Here is a 21812-nt window from a genome sequence, read left to right as displayed (position 1 = left end):
GAGTCTCGCTACTCGGCGCTGAACTTCCGGTAGAAACCGCCGACGATGGGTGCGACGACGGCGCGCGGGGTGTACCCACCGGCGACCGACATCGCCTTGGACAGCGTTCCCGGCACGATACGCATCTTGTTGTGCGCCAATGCGTCCAGGCTCATCTCCGCGACCTTGGCCGACGAGTGCCAGAGGAAATCGGGGACGACCTTGTCCACGATCGACGCCTCGTCGGGCGACGGGGTGTGAGTGCGGACGGGTCCGGGTGCGAGAAGCGTGACGTGGACGCCCTGCGAGGAGACCTCGCCGCGCAGCGACTCGCTGAAGGTGTTCACGAAGGCCTTCGTCGCCGCATAGGTGGCGTTGTTGGGGATCGGCATGTTGCCGGCTGCCGAGCCCACCATGAGGATGCCGCCGGAACCGCGCTTGACCATCTGGGGGAGCACTGCGAGTGTCAGGTCGTGAACGGCGTTGACGTTCAGCAGGACCTGGGCCCGTTCGTATTCGGCGTCGAGGTCGGCGACGGGGCCGAAGGTGGCGATGCCGGCGTTGTTGCACAGGATCGAGATCTCGCGGACGGCGAATTCCGCGGCGAGGACCGCGACATTGGTGGGGTCGGACAGATCGACGGCGCGTACCTCGACGGCCACCTGATGCGCTGTGCGCAACTCGCCGGCGAGTTCTTCGAGGAGGTCGCCGCGACGGGCGACGAGGATGACCGAATGGCCGCGGGCGGCCAGTGCCCGGGCGAGCTCGCGGCCGATGCCCGACGAGGCTCCGGTGACGACGGCGCGGGCGTTTGCTGAAGGCGGCGGTACCGGCATGGGGCCAATCGTAGCCGTCGCTGTGCTCCGGCCCGGAGAGCCGGAGCACAGCGACGTCGATGTCGTGCGAGGTCAGTCGATACCGGCGGCGACCTCGGTGCCCTGCCGGATCGCGCGCTTGGCGTCGAGCTCGCCCGCGTAGTCGGCGCCGCCGATCACATGGGTCGTGACCCCGGCGAGGGTCAGCGGATCGATGAGCTCGCGCACCGATTCCTGGCCGGCGCAGATCACCACGTTGTCGACCTCGAGGACCCGGGTCTCCTTCACGTTGCCCTCGTCGTCGCGGAAGCTGAGGTGTAGTCCCTGGTCGTCGATCTTGTCGTAGGTTGCGCCGCTGATCTGCTCGACGCCCTTCATCTTCATCGTGGCGCGGTGCACCCAGCCGGTCGTCTTGCCGAGCGTCTTGCCCTGCTTACCGGACTTGCGCTGCACCATGTACACCTGACGCACGGCGGGCAGGGGACGGGGCTTGGTGACGAAACCGGGCTTCTCCGGATCGTCGGTGACGCCCCATTCCTGTTCCCATTCCTTCAGATTCAGCGTCGGCGACTCATCGGTGGTGAGGAATTCGCTGACGTCGAAGCCGATACCGCCGGCACCGATGACGGCGACGCGCTTGCCGATCTCGCGGTGGCCGAGCACGGCGTCGGCGTAGGACATCGCCATCGGGTGGTCGACGCCGGGGAAGGTCGGGATCCGCGGCACGACACCGGTGGCGACGATGACGTCGTCGAACTTCTCGGCGATGATCGTGTCCGCGTCGACCCGGGTGTTGAGTCTGACGTCGACGCCGAGGACCTCGAGCTTGCGGGTGAAGTAGCGGATCGTCTCGTTGAACTCCTCCTTGCCCGGGATGCGGGCAGCGATGGAGAACTGGCCGCCGATGGACTTGCCGCCCTCGAACAGCGTCACCTTGTGCCCGCGTTCGGCGCTCGCCACAGCAGCCGACAGGCCGGCCGGACCGGCGCCGACGACCGCCACGCGCTTGGCCTTGCGCGTCGGGCTGAGAACCAGCGTGGTCTCACGCCCGGCGCGCGGATTGACCAGGCACGACACCTTCTTGCCGACGAACGCGTGGTCGAGGCAGGCCTGGTTGCAGCCGATGCAGGTGTTGATCTCGTCGGCGCGTCCCTCGCGGGCCTTGTTCGCCAGATGCGGGTCGGCGAGGAACGGGCGGGCCATCTGGATAGCGTCGACGCGGCCGTTGGCGAGGATCTCCTCGGCGAACTCCGCGGTGTTGATGCGGTTGGCGGCGATCAGCGGGATGGACACCTCGTCGCGCAGCCGCTCGGTGAACTTCACGAAGGCGCCACGCGGGACCGAGGTCACGATCGTGGGAACCTGTGCCTCGTGCCAGCCGATGTCGGTGTTGATCGCGTCGACGCCGTACTCCTCGGCCTTGCGGGCCATCAGGGCGATCTCGTCCCAGGTCTGGCCCTTGCGGATCAGGTCGGCGATGGACTGGCGCAGGATGATCGGGAAGTCGCGGGGGACCTGGCGGCGGATCTCCTTGATGACCTCGACCAGGAAGCGCTGCCGGTTCTCGGTGTTGCCGCCCCACTTGTCGGTGCGGTCGTTGGTGTGCGGGCACAGGAACTGGTTGATCAGGTAGCCCTCGCCGCCCATGATCTCGATCGCGTCGTAACCCGCCTGGCGGGCCAGCTTCGCCGACTGTCCGAAGGACTTGATCACGTGCTTGATGATCGGCTCGGTCATCCGCAGGTGCTTGAACGGGTGGATCGGCGACGGCTCTTTGCCCGGCGCGACCTTGAACGGCGTGTAGCCGTAGCGGCCGGCGTGGATCAGCTGCATGGCGATCTTGCCGCCCTCGTCGTGCACGGCCTTGGTCACGCGCTTGTGCCGGGTCATGTCGACGACGTTGGTCATCTTGCCGCCGGCGAAGGCGAGCAGACCGGTGCGGCTGGTACCGAAGCCGCCCGTGATAATCAGTCCTGCACCGCCTTTGGCGCGCTCGGCGAAGTAGGCGGCCAACTTGTCGGTGTCCCAGAGGCGATCCTCGAGACCCGTGTGCATCGACCCCATCACGAGGCGGTTCTCGATGGTCATGCCGCCGATCTGCAGCGGGGTGAACAGATGTGGGTAGTGCTGATTGGGTTGTGCCGTGTGGGCTGACATGGCGCGACCTTTCATCTCGGTGTCGTCGTATCGCTTCGGGTGGGTGTTGCTGTCGTGCAGTTGCCGTCGGGTGACGTGATTCACCTGCCGGCGAGTTCGCGTTCGAGTGCGGGGATGACCTCGTCGCACCAATCGATGTAGCTCTCCTCCTGGCGGATGCCGCCGCGCAAGACGAGGTACCGGTGCAGCTTGCGGCCCGTCAGGGCATCGGGCTCGGGGTAGTAGTCCGCCTGGAAACCCCTGTACAGCTTCAGCAGCGCGAGGTGTTCGTCGCGGTGTGCCTTGAACTCGCCGATGATGGCGGCGAGGTCGCCGAACTCCGCGGCGCGAAGCTTCACCCCGATGTCGGAGCGCAGCGCCTGCATGGGAGTCGGACTCATCGCCCACTGCGCCAACGCATCCCGGCCGGTATCGGAGATGGTGTAGACCTTCTTGTCCGGACGGCCGTCCTGGCTGATCGACTCGACGCTGACCAGTCCGTCGTCGAGGAGCTTCTTGAGCGTCCGGTAGATCTGCTGGTGGGTGGCCGACCAGAAGTAGCCGATGGATCGGTCGAATTGCTGACCGATCTCGTAACCCGTGCCGGGCCGCTCCGCCAGCGACACGAGGATCGCATGTTCGAGCGCCATGTGGGCACGCTAACACTGCAACAGTGCACTATGCAACAAGGTGTATATGAGTCTTGTTGCATATGCGCGGGAGTCGCGGCCGGGGTGAGGAGAGCGGGCGAGCCGTGAGTACCGCAAACTATTGCGCATGACCGAACCGGGGACGAGATCCCAGAACTTGCTGTCGTGGACGCTCACGACGAACACCGTGGTGGCACCGGAGGAACGCCTGACGTGGCCGCGGACCGTGAGCATCGGACTGCAGCACGTGGTCGCGATGTTCGGCGCGACCTTCCTGGTTCCGGTGCTGACCGGGTTCCCGCCGTCGACGACCCTGTTCTTCTCGGGTGTCGGCACCATCCTCTTCCTGCTGATCACCCGCAATCGGCTGCCCAGCTACCTCGGCTCGAGCTTCGCGATCATCGCTCCGGTCACGGCCGCGGTCGCCTCCGACGGTGCGTCGTCGGCTCTCGGTGGCCTCGTCGCCGTCGGCGCTCTGCTCGTCATCATCGGCCTGATCAGCCACTTCGCCGGTGTGAAGTGGATCGAGACGCTGATGCCGCCAGTGGTGACCGGCGCGATCGTGGCATTGATCGGACTCAATCTCGCTCCGGCCGCGAAGAACAATTTCGTCGCCGACCCCGTCCTCGCGACCATCGTGCTCGTCCTGCTCGTGGCGTCGGCGGTGTTGTTCCGCGGGTTGCTCGGTCGTCTCGCGATCTTCCTCAGTGTCGCCGTCGGTTATCTGCTGGCACTCCTGCTCGACTGGGTCGACTCCGACAACGACTACATCGACACCTCCGGGATCGCCGACGCCGCGTGGATCGGCCTGCCCGACTTCCAGACCCCGACCTTCGATCTCGGTGTGCTGCCGCTGTTCCTGCCCGTGGTCCTGGTGCTCGTGGTGGAGAACATCGGTCACGTGAAGTCGGTGGCGATGATGACCGGCAAGGACTACGACGACACGATGGGCCGTGCGCTCGCCGCCGACGGTCTGGCAACGATGCTCGCGGGCAGCGGTGGCGGGTCGGCGACGACCACCTACGCCGAGAACATCGGCGTGATGTCGGCGACCAAGGTGTATTCGACGGCGGCCTACTGGGTGGCCGGTGCGGCCGCGATCCTGCTCGGCCTCTCGCCGAAGATCGGCGCCGTGATCGCCGCCATCCCGCCGGGCGTCCTGGGCGGCGTCACCACCGCGCTCTACGGTCTGGTCGGCATCATCGGCGTCCAGATCTGGGTGAGCAACAAGGTCGACTTCTCCAAGCCGATCAACCAGTTCACCGCCGCGATCCCGCTCATCATCGGCATCGCCGACTACACCTGGCAGATCGGCGATCTCGTGTTCGCGGGGATCTCGCTGGGTTCGGTGGCCGCACTGGTGATCTATCACTCCATGCGCATCATCGGTGGCTGGCGGGGGACAGTGGTCCCCGACAAGAGCTGATCGACCGAAGTCTGGTAGTCGCCGGTCACCACGGCAGTCGCAGCGGTATGTCGGGGATGGGGCCCGGCACGTCCACGTCACCGTCGGCGCGGTCGTTGAGCAGATACAGCCACCACAGCGGGGCGAACGCGGCACCGGGTGGAGGTGGCGGGAGCTCGGGCACATCGGGTTTACGCGGGACATAGAGTTCGGGCGGTTGACCGGTGATGACCTTCACCATGTTCCGGAAGGCCGTCGAGTCCGGGTCGTTCCAGTAGCCGCCATGGGTCTTGACCCCGCTGTCATACCGGCGGCCGTCGATCTCGACGGTGCCGGTGTCCAACCGCCGCACGCCGGGTGCGGAATCGGGGTCGGAGCCATGTGGGTTGCCGGGTAGGGATTGCACATAGTGGATCGGATCGCCCGGGAAGGTCAGTGAATAACGTTCGACGCCGCCCGGGTGGGGCAGATCGTGCACTCCGGTGCCGGCCGACGACGCATAGATGACGCGATCCGGTGTCAGTCCGAGTTGTTCGGCCGTGCCGACGACCGATCCGCCGTACGAATGGCCGATGTAGGTGGTGCTCGCCCCGGGCGCGTGGTGGGCGATCTCGGCGTCGAGTTCGGATCCGAACAGCGCGAGCCGATGCGCCATGGCGGCGGCGAAGGCCGGACTCGTGGCGGCGCGAAGGTCTCTCGGCAGATCACCGTCGAGGTAGAGGAACACCGGGCCGTTGGTCTGGGCGGTGAGTTCGGCTGCGGCACGACGGTTGTCGCCGCCGGCGGTGTCGACGGTGGTGCCCGTTCCCGGGACGTACGTGGCGACGTTCCTGATGCCGGGGCGCAGAGATCCGATCATCTCGACGGCGCGACCCTGTGGTGTGTTCACGAAGGTCACGAACTGCCGCTCGACCAGGCCGTCGTCACCGGCGTGAGGCGCCGGAGCGGTCGGATCGCTTGTCTGCGTCAACATGTCTCGCAGCGTTCGTGCTCGACGGCCTTCGCCCCGGCCGGCCTGGATCTCGTCGACGAGGGCGTTGCGGATGTTGATCTCGTTGGCTTGGATACGGAGGTCGAAGGGAACGCCCGGAAGGTTGCCCATCACATGTGGATTCGCCTGCACCAGGCGGCGTACGTCATCGGGTGCCATCCGTTCGAGAACGGTGCGGATCTGGGACGGCGTCAGGCTCTCGAGGGTGCGCACCGCGGCGTCGGCGTCCATCGTCCGGTTGCCGGGCAGGGTGACCTCGGGTTGGCCGTCGACCATCGATGCGAGATCGGCGGCGAACCCGACGAGTCGGGCGCCGTAGCGTTCGTCGAGGGTGTCGATCGTGATGAGTCCCGAGTCGATGCTGGCGGTGAGCTCGGCGGCGGTCGGGTCGCGGACGGGATCGGGATGGGTGACGGTCCCGTCGTCGGCGACGAGGAACCCGTCATCGGTCGCGGCGTCGACGAGTCGCAGGACGTGATCGCGGGCATGGGTGAGATCGGTCCCGGCGTCGGAGGCCTCGTCGGCGATCATCTGCAGGACGTTGCGGACCTCGCCGGCGTGATCGTGCTCCTGCCAGATCCGTCGATGCGCGGCGTCGTGGGTTCGGCCACGCCACGCCGCGGCGGAATCGAACCTCGCGACGGCGCGGTCGAGTCCGGTGTCGAGGGCCTCGGCGGTGACTGCGGCCGCCGTTCCCGCGTCGCAGAAGGACTGCGGGTTCCACCTGCGCAACGCCGAGATCGTCGGGCGCATCAGCGATTCCGCAGCGAGTCGAGCTTCGACGCGGCTCGGGTGTCGGTGGTGATCGTCGTCGACACGAATGCGTCGAGGATCTCGCTCATCGCGGTCAGGCGGTTTCCGATCGACTCGACGGCGCGTCGTGCGGGTTCGGCGGTGTCGCGAAGTGCATGCGCGACCCGACTCGACGAGCCCCGGGCGTCGCCGATGGCAGCGGTGTCGATCGCGTGGACGGCGATGCCGTTGGCGCGCCACGCGGTGACGACTCCCTCGATCTCGGCCGGCGACAGTCCGAAAGTGTCGTCGGGCGACCGGTATCCGCGGTCGGAGGATGGAATCCGAAGTGGGAGAGTGGGAATGGTGAACGGGAGCGTCATGATCCTCCGTGGCGTGATCCTCGAGGACTGCGACCACCCGGAGAGGTGGTGCGATTCTTGGACGCGCGGCGCGCCTCGCCGGTTCCGAAAAGGGTTTCGCCGCGAAAGTGTCCGCGGGCTACGTTGGGGACACTCAGCCACACCGGACAGGGAGACACCGATGCCGCAGCAGGCCTGGCGTACGCGGGCGGAGCGGGCCGACGACGTCACGCGCGTCCACGAGATCAACGCCGACGCCTTCGGGGCGCCGGCGGAGGCCGAGCTGGTCGATGCGCTCCGGACGGACCCGGCATGGATCGACGGACTGTCCATGGTCTCCGTCGACGACGACGATCGACCGGTCGGCTACGCACTGCTGACGCGCTGCCACATCGGTGATGCCCCGGCGCTCTGCCTCGCACCGTGCGCGGTGGTCACCGCATTGCAGCGGACGGGCGCCGGTTCGGCCGCGATCACCGCCGCCCTCGACGCGGCCCGCGAGATGGGGGAGAGCACCGTCGTCGTGCTCGGCCACGCCGACTACTACCCGCGTTTCGGCTTCCGACGAGCCGTCGACCACGGCGTCCGGCTGAGCATCGAGGTGCCCGACGAGGCCCTGATGGTGCTCAGCCTCGACGGGAGCGACATCCCGTCTGGGATGGTCCGCTATGCGGCACCGTTCGGCATCTGAACGATGTCACAGTGCCCCCGGCAGGACTCGAACCTGCGACCTAGGGATTAGAAGGCCCGGTCTCGCAACAGCTTTCGCAAACTCTCAACCGCTCACTGGTGCAGAGAGACTCGGCGCTCTGGAGCGCTCGCGGGATCACCGGATCTCGCACCAGATCTCCACCTAAGCGTCAAATATTCGTCGACCAAGTGGGCCGATCGAAGTGCTGACGCTAGTTATGAAATACATCACATTTTGAGGCTGGATCGGAAGGTGTGGCGGCTCATGTTGGATGCCGCCGGTGTCACGTTGGTTACCGCTTGCCTCACATACTCCGTCTCGGTAGTTCTCGCAGATAGCGTTGCATCACAATGGTTTCCGGGTCCACTCTTGTCATCACAACCGATGGCGAGAGAGGGGCGGTCGATGGCCGACCAAGGACTGATGACGACCGACGAGCTGGCGGCGTACCGCGGGATGAGCCGTCAGGCCGTGGATACCGAGCGGTGGCGCGGGCAGGGACCTCCGTTCGTTCGGGACGGCCGGCGCGTTCGCTACCGCCGCGCCGACGTCGACGCTTGGATAGCCGCTCGCGTTGTTCAGCCGACGCCCAGGGCCGCATCGTGACCGCCCTGGCTCTCCGCTATGCCGTCGATGCCGTTTCGGCCTCCTGTGGCGAGCTGAGCCTGCTGAGCCTGAGGTCGCGGCCAGTGTCGGACCAGAGGCGCCGCGACGCGCTTAACGATCACGTCCTGTGCGAGCCTAAGCCGGCGCACGATGGGCGCGGCACGTGACCTGGACCAAGTTGAGCGACGATTTCAGCGACGATTGCGATGGGCTGTCGGATCACGCGTTCCGGCTACACGTCGAGGGGCTGTGCTGGAGCAACCGCAAGCTGTTTAATCTGCGACTGCCCAAGGCCAGGATGGGCAAGTGGGCGACTCACCCTGAGGCGGCGAGCGAACTGGTGGCCGCGGGCTACTGGGCCGAGGATGGCGACGCCTATGTGATCCGGCACCACGCCGGGTATCAGCGCACTCGCGAGCAGGTCATAGCCCAGCAGACAGCCAACGCGCAGAACGGACGCATGGGCGGACGTCCGAAGAAGTCGAGTGCTGGCCCGCCGCGCGAGACCTGGACGGAAACCGAGTCGGTTAGCGACTCGAAAACCCAGTCGGTAAGCGATCCGAAAACCGAAAGGGACAGGGCAGGCAGGACAGGTTCTGGCCAGTACGGGGAAAGTGGTTCTGCGTACGTCTGCCGCGTATGCGGAAAGCCCGACGTACCGGCGGGGGCATCGGTGCACTCGCATTGCGCCGAGGGCTCAGACGTCTGCGCCTGGTGCTCGGCATCGATGGATCATGCCGACAAGGCGTACTGCGATCGCTGCTACCCGCTGGCCGTGGACACCGCACCCAAACTCTCGCGAGCAGGTCGACCAGTGCTGTTCTCCGATCTGTTGTCGATTCTCGCCAAGGCTGACGACGACGTTGTGAATCGGCTGACCCTGCTGGCCGACGACGGTCGGGGAGTGGAACGACGGTCCGAGGAGGCCGCGGCGCTCCTGCGCCCGACGTTGTTGCGGGTGGTCGCCTGAGGCCGCATCCCAATCACGCGAACACATACGCGAACACACACTTTCGATAGAGAGGCCAAGCTGTGAAGATCCGACCGACAGGGCGTCCGCGCATCATCGTTGCGCGCGAACCGAGGGACCAGCTGCACCCCGTCAGCCTGACGTCCAGTGGCACTCGCTGGCTGTTGACCAAACAGGAGGCGCTCGCGCTCGCAAACGAACTCGCTGATTTACTCGCGGGGACGTCATGACTCCGCTAGGTCGGTGCCGTATCGCCTGCGAGCACGAGGACGGCCATCCCGCGGCGATCATCGTCCACCGCCTCACCGACCGCGTCTCGATCGAGGTCGACGGACAGGTCGTGTTCCTCACCGCAGATGAGATCTGCTGCCTCACAAACACTTTGACCGACGTAGCCGAAGAACTCTTGTGACCGCCCTCGCCCCACACTACCCGCCCCACCCCGAAGGAGATCCGATGACCAACCCGACCACCCCGAAGAAGAAGCCCACCAAACCCGCGACCCCGACGCGGCCGTGCCCCGCGTGCGCCACCGTCGTCCCGGCCGCCGACATCAATCCCTCGATGGTCACCGCGGCCGTCAGTGACCCCGAGATCGACGCGATGCGGTTGCAGCGGCGTGCCCGTCGCAGCGGCGACATCGAGAAGGGTTTGCGCCTGCGCCAGGTCGCCGGCGAGGTCCGCGACGAGGCCTTCGAGGTCGAGCCCCATGCCGGTGATGATCAGTGCCCCACGTGCCGCTCTGAGCGCGTCGCGGTCAACGAGTCCAAGCTGAGCACGCTGGGCAAGCGGATGCTGGCCCGCAGTCGCCAGCAGGCCACCGAGGGCGCCGTCGACGAGATCCGGGAGCGCAAGAGCCGCAAGAGCCGCGACGAGCTCGCCGACGGCAACCGTCAGCGCGCGGTCGCCCGCGAGGGCTTGCGCAAGGTCCACGGCGGGCGGTGGGGTGCGTGACCGCCGAGGAGTACCTCGCCGCCCAGGACGCCACCGTCGAGGAGGCGGCCGCGGCGTATGCGCGCATCAAGTCCAGCGGCGCCCCTGCGGCACGCGCTGAGTTCTGGCGGCTCGTCGATGTGTTCTGGACGCGACAGGCGAAGTGGGGTCACCGTGTCGGACTCGGCTGACCCGGACCTGCCCGAGGCGCGCCACCTGTCCGCGCGCGTGCCCGTCGATGACGACGAGCCCGAGATCCGGCGTCTCCACGCCGAGGGCTTGAGTCAGGGCCAGACCGCTCGCGAACTCGGACTCGACCGCCCGTCGCTGAGTCGGTGGTCCAAGCGTCACGGTCTGCTGTGGGGTCCAACGCCCGCCGGCGCGGCAAGCCAGGCCGAGCGGTTGCGCGCACAACGGCAGCACTTGGCCGAGCAGGCTCTAGCTGACGCGCTCCATTTACGTGAACGGTTGTGGGACAACACAATGGAGAACGTTGTCACCAAGGACGGGGTAGAGCAGGTGCCCCTGGATCTGCCCACCGCGCGCATGGTGTCCGACCTTGCGAGCGCCATCGAGAAACTCACGAGGGTGGCCGAGCATGCCGCCGACGCCGCGGAGTCGGGCACCGAGGACAAGAGGTCGATGTTGTCCGACTTGTTCGAGCAGATCCGCACCCATCACCGAGGGAGGACCAATGAGTCAGCTAGCTGACGCCGTCGCCGCGGTCGGCGCCCTGATCGCCGAGAACGCCGAGTACAAGCCCAACAGGGTGGTGCCGGCCACCGCAACCGGGGCCGAGTTGACGGCGCGTTACCACGACCTGCAGGGAGTCACCTTCGCAATCGACCACGGCATCGCCTCCGGCGTCGTCCTGGACCCGCTCGATCACCCGAGCACGGTCAGCGCTCTCCGGACTACCGGCGCCCAGTTGCTCGCTGCGCTCTGGGACGCGATCGGGCGCACCCGGTTCGCCGACGGGTTGGACGCGCCAACCCGCGCCGAGCTCGCGACTGCACTCGACAGCGCTGCCGCCGAGCTGGGCGGCGGCTGATGGTGCACATGCGGTTCAAGCTGTGCGCCGGAGAAACGCAAGCTGGCAGTGGGACCCGGGGAAGACCAGGTTGCATCGCTCGGATAATCGCCCGCGGGAAACGGACAGCGAGGGTGCACTATCGGGCCAGTCGTCTGATCGAACGATTGTGACTCTGCCACCTGGGAAATGCCGTCGGTCGGGCCACCACTCAGCTCGGCTGGTCCTAGAGTTCGGTCCGAACGAGGACAAGCTGAAAGAAGGCGGACCACTTGACTACGCGGCACAGTTGCATCACCACCGGACTTCTACTCTTCTCGGTAGCGTTTGCAGGGTGCAGTTCAAGCGCAGACGTGACGGGCAGCCACAACGACGGTGAGCCACCCGCAACTGCCAGTAGCCAAGGAGCGGAAACCGACCAGTGCAACCTCCCCGACGTCCCTATTCCGACCGTTGGCGAGCTTCGAAGAGTATGGCCAGAATACGAAGCGGCGTACCGAGCCCAGATGCTCCTCGCCGGACCCGGGAGCGATGGTTCGACTGATGCCTACAGCGCCGCCATCGAGGATCAGCTTCAGACAAAGAAGGACTATCTCAATCACCCTCTCGCAGAGGAGGTGACGGGAAGGATTCCGAATCAGGGAGTGAGCGAGGCCCGGCGCGTCTCCTGCAAGTACCTAGTTGCCGGACTTAGTGCGACCAGCACACCGGATATGCTTAAGCCCGTCAAGCAACGGGCGATCGACAACAATCGCAAGTATCCGTACTGGGTCCTCTTCGACAACGGCTTATCCGCGTGTGTCAACTTCTCCGCAGGAGTGGGTCTATCAACCGACCCGGCGCAAGACGCCGCTAAGCACTTATGCCCCCAGTACTTTCAGTGAGGACACTAGCACCGGGGCATCGACAGATCGTGTTGCGTCGCCCGTCTGCGGCCGCAACGTGCGTGATGCCATTCCATTATTTCCCCTCACGAACAAGCTTGACCGCGGGGGCAAGGTCGCGCGAGCCCGGAGCTTCTTCGAGACACCACATGCCCTGGCGGATTGCAGACAGGTCGTCCATGCAGAGCCTCAACCATTCCTCCCAACCCGCATGGACCTTAGCGATCTCCCGCACGGACTCTTCTCGGTTCCCCTGCCGCTGGAGCTCCTTGTAAGGCCCCTGGAGATCCTGCCAGACGGTCTCCATTACGTCGGGACACGAGGGATCGCGAAACGAGTTCCAACAGGCTTCGGCGGGAACGTAAGCGGCCTCAATCTGCTGCGCGAGCTCGTCATCTGTGGGCCCTTTTGGTCCGTCGTCGTTCGCGCCCCCACAGGCTGCGACGGTTAGGGTCATCGCGAGACTGACTGTCAGACAAAGACTTCCACGAGCGGACAAGGTTATCTCCGTTCCACGAGGCATCCGCACCGCTCATGCCGTGCGATGATTGAATCATACTGAGCAGCAATGGGATCAACTCATTGAATGGCAGACGACAGCGGATGACTACAGCCAACCCGACACCCCAGCAGATCGCGGACAGTCTCTCCCGCTTTCTCGCATCGGTCGATGATCAGCAGATCGAGATCAAGACCAGCGAGCGAGCGGCCATTGAAGGCGCGATAGTCGCCTTGCGCCTTATCTCCGACGAGTAAGGCGTACATAAAATGGTCGTTTTATGTACACTTGGGACATGAGCAAGCGCACCGCCCCCGCCGCGACCGCCGTCGCCTACCTCCGTGTGAGCACCGAGGAGCAGGCCACCAGCGGTGCGGGTCTCGCGGCCCAACGCGCGGCCATCGAGGCCGAGGCCACCCGGCGCGGCCTGACGATCGTCGAGTTCTTCTCCGACGAGGGGATCTCAGGCAAGGCCATCGCCAACCGGCCCGCGCTGGCTGAGGCCATCGCCGCCGTCGAGGCCGGTCAGGCCGAGTCGCTGATGGTCGCCAAGCTTGACCGCCTGTCACGGTCGGTCGCCGACGCCTCGCGCTTGCTCGACCAGGCCAGCCGCAACGGCTGGCGCGTGCTCTCGGCTGATCTGGCCGTCGACCAGACCACGCCTGCGGGCGAGGCCGCGGCGTCGATGATGATCGTGTTCTCTCAGCTGGAGCGCCGCCTGATTTCGCAGCGCACCAAGGACGCGCTGGCGCAGAAGCGTGCCCAGGGCGTCCGTCTCGGACGTCCGAGCGAGACGCCGGCCGAGGTGACGCGGCGCATCGTCGATGCCAAGGCGCGCGGCCTGAGCCTGCGAGCCATCGCCGCCGAGCTGTCCGAGGCCGGCATCGCCACCGCCCGCGGGGGCATGTGGCGTGCATCGACCGTCAAGGCCGTATTGGACAGCCAGGACGCCGCCGCCCTGGCGAAGTAGACCCCGGCGGCGAGCGCCGTCGGCTGACGAGAACGGAACGACAATGAGCGATGATCTTTCGCGCCCGTGGGTGGCAGCTCGCGGCCTCGGTGGCAGTCTGCTGGTGTCTCACGACTGCGACAGTGATCTGACGGGCGAGCGATTGTGGCGCGTCGAGTTGAACGGCGACGCCGACGCGGCGATCGACCTCACTGACGCGGAGGTCGCGCGCTTGGCCGACGCGCTGGCCGACCTCGTGCGATGAGCCGCGGACGCCCGCGCCTGGACGTCGGCACGTTCGGGCGTATCAGCTCGCGAGGTGTGCCGCCAAACGCTAAGGCGTGGTGTCGATTCCGCATCTCGATGGACACACTCGCGTCGTCACGGCGACCGGGCGCAGTCGATTCGACGCGGAGCAACGCCTCAAACGCAAGCTGGCCGAGCGGGTTGCTCCCGCAGACGAGGGGATCACCGCTGACACCCGTGTCTCGGTACTGGCAGCCGACTGGCTTGCCGACACCGAGCGCGGCGAGCTGGCCGAGAACACCAAACGCCGGTACCGCGAAGTCGTCGAGTCCTACGTCCTCCCGCCCGTCGGTGGCCTCACGCTGCGCGAGTGCACACCGCATCGGATGAACACCGCCGTCCAGGCTATCGCCGACACCAGGGGAGCGGCGACCGCCAAGCTCTCCCGGTCGGTGCTGAGCGGCATGTTCGCCATCGCGTTCGCGAACGGCGCCGTCCCGACGAGCCCGGTCCGGGACGTCAAGGTCGTCTCCAAGCGGCCGACGCCGCGGGCGATGTCTATCGAGGAGGTGCGCGACCTGCTCGTCGCTCTACGTGCCGATGAGCGATCGGTACGCGCCGACCTGCCCGACCTGGTGTCGTTCCTCGCCGCGACCGGTGTCCGCATCGGTGAGGCGCTCGCGGTGCGGTGGGCGGATCTCGACCTCGCCCGACGGAGACGCGGCGGCGACGGTCACGATCCGAGGAACGGTGGCGAGGTTGAAAGGGCGGGTCTGGTCATCCAGGCGCACGGTAAGGGCAAGGCCGAGGATCAAGCCCTCGTGCTGGCGCTCCCGCGGTGGGTGGTCCCCATGCTCATGGCGCGGTAGCTCGCAGCGCTCCCCAACGAACATGACGTCGTGTTCGCGAGCGCGGTCGGCACTCTGCGCGACGCGTGCAACGTCCGCGACCAGTGGCGTGCGGCCCGCGAGCGTCAGGGTCTATCCGAGTGGGTGACGCCGCATGTGATCCGCAAGGCTGTTGCGACAGCGGTGGCGACGGCGAAGGGCGCCGATGCCGCTGCCGAACAGCTCGGGCACGCCGATGCGGCATTGACGCGCGCTCACTACATCGAGCGGACTCGTCGAGCAGATCATCGCGAGGTTGTCGAGTGATTTGGTCCTAATGGAACGGCGTAGCACTAACGATTCGCTTAACGGCGAGCCCTGCGGGATTGGCCCGAATCCTCGATCCTTAGGTCAGGCGTGCGGGGCTTGACGTTTGGTGAGGTGCATCGCGCCGACGGTGACGGCGACGACTGAGGGAACGATCACCAGAACGTTGGTAGTGCCAAAGGTGATGAGGCAGTACGAAATAGCTCCAAACACCAGTCCTACGGTCATCAGGAGTAGGCCCGAGAGGTCGAGGCGTCGGCGCGACGACTGCCTGGCAATCATGAGGCAGCGCTCACAGTCGTGGGCGTCGGGCGGGCAGACACGACGGAGACGGATGCGGGGAGTCACGAATGGTTAGACGTCGCCACCCCCTGCGTCGGTTCCGCTGCCTTTCTAGGTCAGGCGCGTGGGGCCTCACGTTTGATTAGGTGCATCGCGCCGACGGTGACGGCGACGACTGAGGGAACGATCACCAGAACGTTGGTAGTGCCAAAGGTGATGAGGCAGTACGAAATAGCTCCAAACACCAGTCCTACGGTCATCAGGAGTAGGCCCGAGAGGTCGAGGCGTCGGCGCGACGACTGCCTGGCAATCATGAGGCAGCGCTCACAGTCGTGGGCGTCGGGCGGGCAGACACGACGGAGACGGATGCGGGGAGTCACGAATGGTTAGACGTCGCCACCCCCTGCGTCGGTTCCGCTGCCTTTCTAGGTCAGGCGCGTGGGGCCTCACGTTTGATTAGGTGCATCGCACCGACGGTGGCTGCGACGACCGAGGGGACGATCACCAGAACGTTGACAGTGCCAAAGGTGATGAGGCAGTACGAAATAGCTCCAAACACCAGTCCTATGGTCATCAGGAGCAGGCCCGAGACGTCGAGGCGTCGACGCGACGGTTGTCTAGGTGTCGTCATCACCTGCCGTCCTTTTCGATGGGCCCTTGACTTCCAGAACGGTCCACGTAGTCCGTTCACGACCGTTCTTCACGATCTTATCCGCGCGGATCTTGAGTCGGAAGATGTCGCTGTTACTGATCGCGAGGCCCTGTGCGACACGCCGTAGGAAGCTAGCGTCCTCAACCGACGCCTTTCGGGTCCGGCCGGCGGCCTTCACCCTCCACTTTTTTGGGTCGCCGAAGTCGATGGTCTGCATCTGGGCGTCTACCTCAAACGTCTCCGCGGACTCTTCAACCTCGTCCTCTGGGGCGACGCTGTCATAGTCGGCGCGGGTGAGGACAAACGGTTCAGGAGCCGGAGCCTCGTCAGGCGTGCCCTCTTCGCTCGGGGCCTGACCGCTGACATCGAGCTCGGACACTCGTTCGTCGCTGAGCGGTGCCATGATTTCCCGCAATTGCTTCTTTCGGCGACGTTTACGCTTGTTCAGTTCATCCCAGGCAGGTTTGGGGACCTCGTGAACCGTATTGTCCTGCCAGGTGATCTTCACGTTGCCGTTCTCGAGGTATTCGAAGTCTTGGACCCCTGCACGCGCCGACTTGGTGGACACCTGAATGAGTGTCGCCAGCGACGGCACTCCGGTTATCGCCGCGACACCTTCCCAGTTCTCGGAGGCCAGTCGAATCGCCTCGATGACGAACGAGCCCTCTTTCGGAGGGCGCACGAGTACTTGTGAATCGGCGGGTCCTTCGACGTGAAACACGCCGGCCTTGTCGAAATCGCCGACGATGCCGGCGAGGCCTCGAAGTACGTCCGAGACGTCGATAGCTCTCAGCTCGTGAAGGTCAGAATCCGACTCCTCATTCCCGACGAAACGGAGCGTGACCGAATCAAGAACCTTGCGTGTTTCCGGCATGCGGGAATACTAGCGACGGGTCGTTGAACCAAGTGACATTGTCGTCCGAACGGGCGAGCGTGCCAACCACTTCGCGGTCGTCACGACGACTGACGGTACCCGCCAGCGGCCGCCGATCGCGCTGACCCGTCCGCAGCACTTCGTTAGTGTCTAGTATTCCGCCATGTCATCTCGACCTCGACGTGTGAAATCGCCTGGTGACTTGCCGTGGAAAGTGCCCCGGCTTGCTGGCATGGTGATGGACCTTGACCCGGCGACTCGCCGGGCGGACGTCTACCACTTACCCCCGCGCCCGGAGGATCCGGTTGTCACGTTTGACCCTGTGAAGAAGGGGTCTGCGATCAGGTTCGCGGTCGGACGTCCGGGCGAGTGTTCCAGTGTGTTTAGGGTCTGGGCGAACCGCGACAAGTTCGACGTCTACGCGTCCATTAGGACATGGAAGGACTTGGCCAAGTACTCGTTTCATGAGAGTGGCACGTACATCTACCATTTGTCGTCCACCGAGCACGCCGGCGCAAAGTGGGTGACTCGTCCAGATCCGGACAACCGGCGCCTCCATGCTTGGCAACGGCCGGAGGAGTTCGTACCGGGTTGGACTCACCTCATCACTTTCATGGTGCCCACCGAGGACGTGGTGCCGAGTCCGGGGGCGGGGTGGGACGGAGCTGGGGGAGTTCGATGGATTGCGAAACCTGAGCGCACGGACACGGTGACTGAGTTTCGCGTTGATCTTGCCGACACGGGGATGCCTCGAATTGACGGGGGACTACCTAGCTACCTTCTCGACGCAGGAATCGTGGACGGTTTCGTGTTGAGCAACGATCAGATCGTCGTTGTCACGATGCATGTGACCCGTCTCGACTCGAAGCGTGGTCGTTGGCTTCGAGAGACGCGGGCTGAGTGTATGGCGATGGTTCCAGACGACTTCGCCATGTCGAGAGAGCTGGGCCCGCGATTCGCGTGTCCATACCTGCAGCCCGACGGTCGGCATGTGCTGTGGGACATATCCCCGCCCGATAGCGCTCTCACCGACTAAGCGTCGAATAATCGTCGACCTGACGAGCTAATTCGGTCGCGGCAACACAGGATGACCCTGGTCACTGCGCCCCCGGCAGGACTCGAACCTGCGACCTAGGGATTAGAAGGCCCTTGCTCTATCCACCTGAGCTACGGAGGCTGACCGGCGCACTCGTGGCAAAAGGTCACGGGGCGTCGGGCACATGGAGTTTACGACATGACGCCACCCCCGCTGCAGGTGTGCCGCACACCACGGCGTCACCAGGTCGGACGGTGTGCGGTCCGCGCCCGGACCTACAGTTGAGTAATGACCCGCACGTCGACGTCCGCCTCGCCGGATCAGAATCGCGACGCGATGAACGAACCACGCGGCGTCGTCTCCGCGGTCCTGTGGGCGTCGGGATGGCTCGCCGCGATCGTGGCCGTCGCCGTCACCGCCGTGTCCGCGTCCACCGCGCTCAAGCTGACCGGCGTCCCCGACCCCGGGCCGCTCACCACCTACGGTCTCCCGACGCTCACGGCGATCGGTGAGTTCGCGGCCGCGATCGCCCTCGGGTGTGCGGTGTTCGCCGCATTCTTCGTGCCACCGCAGTCCGACCACGTGCTCGACGTCGGCGGCTATCGTGCCATCCGGATCGCAGCCTCATCGGCACTGGTGTGGTCGGTGTGCGCGCTGCTGCTGATGCCGCTGTCGGCGTCGGAGGTGAGCGGGTCGCCGCTGTCGGAGGCGATCAAACCGGCCAACCTGCTCAATGCATACGGCCAGGTCGCCGAGGTGCGCACCTGGTTCTGGACGGCGGTGTTCGCGCTGGTCGGCGCGGTCATCGCGCGGATGGTCCTCAAATGGGGGCCGACCGTCGCGGTCATCGTGTTCATGATCTTCAGCCTGATGCCGTCCGCGCTGGCCGGGCACTCGTCGTCGGGCGGCAACCATGACATCGCCACCAACAGTCTCATCCTGCACCTGATCGGCGCGACCGTCTGGCTGGGCGGGCTCGCCGCCGTCGTGGTCTACGCACTCGCGTCCGGCCGGTGGCGAGGGCTGGCCGTTCGACGCTTCTCCCGCGTCGCGTTCTGGTGCATCATCGTCGTCGGCCTCAGCGGCGTGATCAACGCACTGGTGCGAGTGCCCCTCGATCAGCTGTTCTCCGACACCTACGGCCGGCTCGTCATCGCCAAGGTCGCGGCGCTCATCGTCCTCGGCGCGCTCGGCGCGTGGCACCGCCGTGTGACCATCGCCCAGCTCGATTCGGCTGAGCGGCCGTCGCTGTTCGTGCGCTTCGGACTCGTGGAGCTGGCCGTCTTCGCGGCCACCTTCGGTCTCGCGGTCGGCCTGAGCCGGACCCCGCCGCCGGCCCTCGACACTGCGAACGTCTCCTCGGTCGAGAACGCCATCGGCTACGACATCGACGGCCCGCCGACCTTCGTCCGGTTCTTCACCGACTGGCGTTTCGACCTCATCTTCGGTCTCGCCGCGATCGTCCTGGCGGTCGTGTACATCCGTGGCGTCGTGCGACTGAAACGACGCGGCGACGACTGGCCGATCGGCCGCACCTTCGCGTGGCTTCTCGGATGTCTGTTGCTGCTCCTGGCGACGTCGTCGGGCCTCGGGCGGTACGCCCCCGCGATGTTCAGCGTCCACATGATCGCCCACATGCTGATGTCGATGATGATCCCGGTCCTGCTGGTGCTGGGCGGTCCGGTGACGCTGGCTCTGCGCGCACTCCCGCCTGCCGGCCGTGGCAACCCACCCGGACCCCGCGAGTGGATTCAGGCCGGCGTGCACTCGGGGCCGTCGCGCTTCCTGACGCACCCGCTGATCGCGGCGATCATGTTCGTCGGCAGCTTCTACATCCTCTACCTCGGCGGGCTGTACGAGTCGGTGGTCGAGTACCACGCCGCTCACCTGCTGATGAACCTGCACTTCCTGCTCAGCGGTTACCTGTTCTACTGGCTCGTCATCGGCATCGACCCCGCACCACGACAGGTCAAACCGGTCGCCAAGCTCGGCATCGTCCTCGGCTCGCTGCCGTTCCACGCCTTCTTCGGTGTGGCGCTGATGATGACCACGGCCGTCATCGCCGAGAACTACTACCGCGGACTCAATCTGCCGTGGACCTACAACCTGTTCGACGACCAGCGCGCCGGCGGCGGAATCGCCTGGGCGGCCGGCGAGATCCCGCTCGTCGTCATCATGCTGGCCCTACTGGTCCAGTGGCAGCGCAGCGACACCCGGCAAGCCAAACGCTACGACCGCAACGCGGTCCGCGACCACGACGCCGAACTCGAGAACTACAACGACATGCTCAAGGAACTCAACAAGCGCGGCTGATCTGCACCGGACTCAGCTCGACCCCGTCGAGACCGCGCAGACGGACGCCCCGGCCTGGACCAGGGCGGCGACGTGCAGTGGATCGAAACCGAGATCGGCGGCCGTGCGCGTGGTCGATGCGACCAGCTCCGGCGGGCATCGAAGGGTCGTCACGATGCCGCGTGAGGCCGCGAGTTCGTCGACGATCGCGACGTTCAACTCGTTGATCGCCGCCCGGACCGCACTGAGATCCGGTGTCGCAGCGGGTGCTGTCTGTCCGGGCAGCCGCCACTGGGCGAACAGCCCTCGCTGCACGGTCTTGCTCGCCTCGATCTGGTCACGGAACACCGTGCGTACGTAGGCGGGATCGAGGTCCAGAGCCAGTTGCGACACCGTCTCGAGGACGATTTGCTCGCGCGCCGGGTCGTCGATGGCCGCGCCGGATGCCCACTTCGACGCGGCCACCGCGTCGGCCAGCGCGAGGCGCCCGGCGACCGCGTCGGTCAAGCCCGACAAAGCAGGGGACGGCGCCGCCGCAGACAGAGGTGGCGTGGACAAGGGTGGCGCGACCAACGTCGAGGCCGCCATCAGACCCACCAGGAACCCTCGCAGTCGCATATCGCGATCCTATGGGCGGAACGCCAGAGGTACCGGCGATCTGTGGGTAAACCTCGGAGAGTTCTCCACAACCCGATCAGGTCCCCGTCTCGGACGCACGCCGGGGGAGATGCTGATGCGGCCACACTTCCCGTGGCCGACACCAGTAGGAGACGACCATGTTTGAGACGTACACGACCGTCATCGGAACCGTTGTGTCCGAGCCCCGCCGACGCCAGACCACCACCGGCGAGGACGTGATCTCGTTCCGCGTGGCCTGCACCTCGCGCCGCATCGACAAGCGCAGCGGCGAATGGGTGGACGGCCCGACGCTGTATCTGACGGTGAGCTGCTGGCGCCGACTCCTCGCCGGCGTCGGCCTCGCCATCGCGAAGGGGCGGCCCGTCATGGCGCACGGTCAGATCAAGACCAACGAGTACCCGACGGCCGACGGGTCACGCCGCTCCGACCTCGAGATGACCGCCGTCGCCGTGGGACTCGACCTGAGTCGCTGCATCGTCACCTACCGCGGCACGCCGTCGTCGGAGCGAGACATCGCGGCCGCCTTGCCGGTCGCCGCCGCAGACAAGGCGGAAACCCAGACGGCGGCGTGACTTTCACGCCGTCCGGTTGCGGACCAGTCGCCAAAGGTTGTGTCCGTCGGAGCGACGGTAGGACAACTCGTCGAGGACCCTGACGGCGATGGCGAGTCCGCGTCCCCGTTCGGCGACATCCTCGGGCAGGCTCACGGCGTCGAGGTCGACGCGAGCCGGATGGCCGTCATCGCGGTAACGTGCCTCGATCCGGTCCGGGGTCACCTCGACCTCGAGGCGGAGGTGCACGGTGCTCCCGTCCCGGGCGTGCTCGATGATGTTCGCGCCGATCTCGGCCAGGGCGAGCTCGAACTGCATGGCATCCATGTCGCCGACGGGGCATGTGCGCAACAGGTCCGCGAGGAGCGCGTGGACGTGCTCGAGGGTGTCGTCGGACGTGATCTCCTCGAGTTCGCGCGTCCCCGTCTGTTCGGTCATGACGGTGATCCGGCGG

Annotated in this window: 24 protein-coding genes, 1 tRNA gene and 1 pseudogene; 17 read left to right on the top strand and 9 right to left on the bottom strand. The window is 66.0% G+C overall.

Features of this window, described 5'->3' with window-relative positions; all coding sequences use genetic code 11:
* Positions 1-8 precede the first annotated feature (8 nt).
* The 3 genes from cmrA to GAA2_RS14655 all read right to left on the bottom strand — a co-directional run bounded on the left by cmrA (position 9) and on the right by GAA2_RS14655 (position 3580).
* Positions 9-815 (bottom strand): mycolate reductase, encoded by an 807-nt coding sequence (gene cmrA / locus GAA2_RS14665; RefSeq protein WP_024498574.1) that lies wholly within the window; start codon positions 813-815, stop codon positions 9-11.
* Positions 816-887: 72 nt separating this feature from the next.
* A complete protein-coding gene (locus tag GAA2_RS14660; RefSeq protein WP_024498573.1) occupies positions 888-2951 on the bottom strand; it encodes an NADPH-dependent 2,4-dienoyl-CoA reductase in 2064 nt (687 codons plus the stop codon).
* Positions 2952-3031: 80 nt separating this feature from the next.
* Positions 3032-3580 (bottom strand): PadR family transcriptional regulator, encoded by a 549-nt coding sequence (locus tag GAA2_RS14655; RefSeq protein WP_024498572.1) that lies wholly within the window; start codon positions 3578-3580, stop codon positions 3032-3034.
* A gap of 127 nt (positions 3581-3707) precedes the next feature.
* Here GAA2_RS14655 and GAA2_RS14650 point away from each other — a divergent pair, with 127 nt between their 5' ends.
* Entirely contained in the window at positions 3708-5006 is a 1299-nt protein-coding gene (locus GAA2_RS14650; RefSeq protein WP_024498571.1) for a uracil-xanthine permease family protein, read from the top strand.
* A 25-nt stretch (positions 5007-5031) separates the two neighbouring features.
* Here the strand turns inward: GAA2_RS14650 and GAA2_RS14645 are convergent, their stop codons facing one another.
* Entirely contained in the window at positions 5032-6729 is a 1698-nt protein-coding gene (locus GAA2_RS14645) for a hypothetical protein (RefSeq protein ID WP_024498570.1), read from the bottom strand.
* Entirely contained in the window at positions 6729-7091 is a 363-nt protein-coding gene (locus tag GAA2_RS14640) for a hypothetical protein (protein WP_024498569.1), read from the bottom strand. The genes GAA2_RS14645 and GAA2_RS14640 overlap by 1 nt, the downstream gene beginning before the upstream one ends.
* A gap of 160 nt (positions 7092-7251) precedes the next feature.
* Here GAA2_RS14640 and GAA2_RS14635 point away from each other — a divergent pair, with 160 nt between their 5' ends.
* The 14 genes and pseudogenes from GAA2_RS14635 to GAA2_RS14570 all read left to right on the top strand — a co-directional run.
* Positions 7252-7761: a GNAT family N-acetyltransferase gene (locus GAA2_RS14635; RefSeq protein WP_024498568.1), complete on the top strand. Its 510-nt coding sequence runs from the start codon at positions 7252-7254 to the stop codon at positions 7759-7761.
* 264 nt (positions 7762-8025) lie between these two features.
* Positions 8026-8367 (top strand): helix-turn-helix domain-containing protein, encoded by a 342-nt coding sequence (locus tag GAA2_RS23460; RefSeq protein ID WP_396349860.1) that lies wholly within the window; start codon positions 8026-8028, stop codon positions 8365-8367.
* 163 nt (positions 8368-8530) lie between these two features.
* Positions 8531-9337 (top strand): hypothetical protein, encoded by an 807-nt coding sequence (locus GAA2_RS14625; RefSeq protein WP_024498566.1) that lies wholly within the window; start codon positions 8531-8533, stop codon positions 9335-9337.
* 226 nt (positions 9338-9563) lie between these two features.
* The gene (locus tag GAA2_RS14620; protein ID WP_024498565.1) at positions 9564-9749 is read left to right on the top strand and encodes a hypothetical protein; all 186 of its coding nucleotides are present in this window, start codon (positions 9564-9566) and stop codon (positions 9747-9749) included.
* A 44-nt stretch (positions 9750-9793) separates the two neighbouring features.
* The gene (locus GAA2_RS14615) at positions 9794-10291 is read left to right on the top strand and encodes a hypothetical protein (protein WP_157753381.1); all 498 of its coding nucleotides are present in this window, start codon (positions 9794-9796) and stop codon (positions 10289-10291) included.
* Complete coding sequence (locus GAA2_RS14610; RefSeq protein WP_157753382.1) at positions 10288-10461, top strand: hypothetical protein; 174 nt, start codon at positions 10288-10290, stop codon at positions 10459-10461. Before GAA2_RS14615 ends, GAA2_RS14610 begins: the two co-directional genes overlap by 4 nt.
* Positions 10445-10981 (top strand): helix-turn-helix domain-containing protein, encoded by a 537-nt coding sequence (locus tag GAA2_RS14605; protein ID WP_024498563.1) that lies wholly within the window; start codon positions 10445-10447, stop codon positions 10979-10981. The genes GAA2_RS14610 and GAA2_RS14605 overlap by 17 nt, the downstream gene beginning before the upstream one ends.
* Entirely contained in the window at positions 10965-11321 is a 357-nt protein-coding gene (locus tag GAA2_RS14600) for a hypothetical protein (protein ID WP_024498562.1), read from the top strand. The genes GAA2_RS14605 and GAA2_RS14600 overlap by 17 nt, the downstream gene beginning before the upstream one ends.
* A 485-nt stretch (positions 11322-11806) precedes the next feature.
* Positions 11807-12184, top strand: coding sequence for a hypothetical protein (locus tag GAA2_RS14595; protein ID WP_024498561.1), 378 nt, complete (start codon positions 11807-11809; stop codon positions 12182-12184).
* 603 nt (positions 12185-12787) lie between these two features.
* Entirely contained in the window at positions 12788-12940 is a 153-nt protein-coding gene (locus tag GAA2_RS14590; protein ID WP_157753383.1) for a hypothetical protein, read from the top strand.
* A gap of 38 nt (positions 12941-12978) precedes the next feature.
* Positions 12979-13653 (top strand): recombinase family protein, encoded by a 675-nt coding sequence (locus GAA2_RS14585; protein ID WP_232513098.1) that lies wholly within the window; start codon positions 12979-12981, stop codon positions 13651-13653.
* Between the two features lie 43 nt (positions 13654-13696).
* On the top strand, positions 13697-13897 hold the full coding sequence (locus GAA2_RS14580; RefSeq protein WP_152528516.1) for a hypothetical protein: 201 nt from the start codon (positions 13697-13699) through the stop codon (positions 13895-13897).
* Positions 13898-13976: 79 nt separating this feature from the next.
* On the top strand, positions 13977-14747 hold the full coding sequence (locus GAA2_RS14575; protein ID WP_157753384.1) for a tyrosine-type recombinase/integrase: 771 nt from the start codon (positions 13977-13979) through the stop codon (positions 14745-14747).
* A gap of 27 nt (positions 14748-14774) precedes the next feature.
* A pseudogene (locus GAA2_RS14570) lies at positions 14775-15032 on the top strand (tyrosine-type recombinase/integrase); the annotation flags it as partial.
* 899 nt (positions 15033-15931) lie between these two features.
* Here GAA2_RS14570 and GAA2_RS14565 read toward each other — a convergent pair.
* Together GAA2_RS14565 and GAA2_RS14560 are read right to left on the bottom strand one after the other, a co-directional pair.
* Positions 15932-16840 carry a hypothetical protein gene (locus GAA2_RS14565; RefSeq protein ID WP_024498331.1) on the bottom strand — a complete coding sequence of 303 codons (909 nt, stop codon included), beginning with the start codon at positions 16838-16840 and terminating at the stop codon, positions 15932-15934.
* A gap of 1103 nt (positions 16841-17943) precedes the next feature.
* Positions 17944-18017 (bottom strand) — tRNA-Arg (locus GAA2_RS14560).
* 147 nt (positions 18018-18164) lie between these two features.
* On the opposite strand from GAA2_RS14560, the gene GAA2_RS14555 reads away from it, so the two are divergent.
* Positions 18165-20189 carry a cytochrome c oxidase assembly protein gene (locus GAA2_RS14555; protein WP_024498333.1) on the top strand — a complete coding sequence of 675 codons (2025 nt, stop codon included), beginning with the start codon at positions 18165-18167 and terminating at the stop codon, positions 20187-20189.
* 12 nt (positions 20190-20201) lie between these two features.
* Here the strand turns inward: GAA2_RS14555 and GAA2_RS14550 are convergent, their stop codons facing one another.
* On the bottom strand, positions 20202-20786 hold the full coding sequence (locus GAA2_RS14550; protein ID WP_024498334.1) for a chorismate mutase: 585 nt from the start codon (positions 20784-20786) through the stop codon (positions 20202-20204).
* A 158-nt stretch (positions 20787-20944) separates the two neighbouring features.
* Between GAA2_RS14550 and GAA2_RS14545 the strand changes: the two genes are divergently transcribed.
* Positions 20945-21379 carry a single-stranded DNA-binding protein gene (locus GAA2_RS14545; RefSeq protein ID WP_006866743.1) on the top strand — a complete coding sequence of 145 codons (435 nt, stop codon included), beginning with the start codon at positions 20945-20947 and terminating at the stop codon, positions 21377-21379.
* A 3-nt stretch (positions 21380-21382) separates the two neighbouring features.
* On the opposite strand, the gene GAA2_RS14540 is transcribed toward GAA2_RS14545, so the two are convergent.
* Positions 21383-21796: an ATP-binding protein gene (locus GAA2_RS14540; protein WP_024498335.1), complete on the bottom strand. Its 414-nt coding sequence runs from the start codon at positions 21794-21796 to the stop codon at positions 21383-21385.
* Positions 21797-21812: the final 16 nt, after the last annotated feature.

Origin of the sequence: Gordonia ajococcus (genome assembly GCF_012974285.1) — a bacterium.
GTDB classification, from domain to species: domain Bacteria; phylum Actinomycetota; class Actinomycetes; order Mycobacteriales; family Mycobacteriaceae; genus Gordonia; species Gordonia amicalis.
Note: the sequence above shows the minus strand (reverse complement) of the source record. Positions and strands in the feature narration are given on the sequence as shown.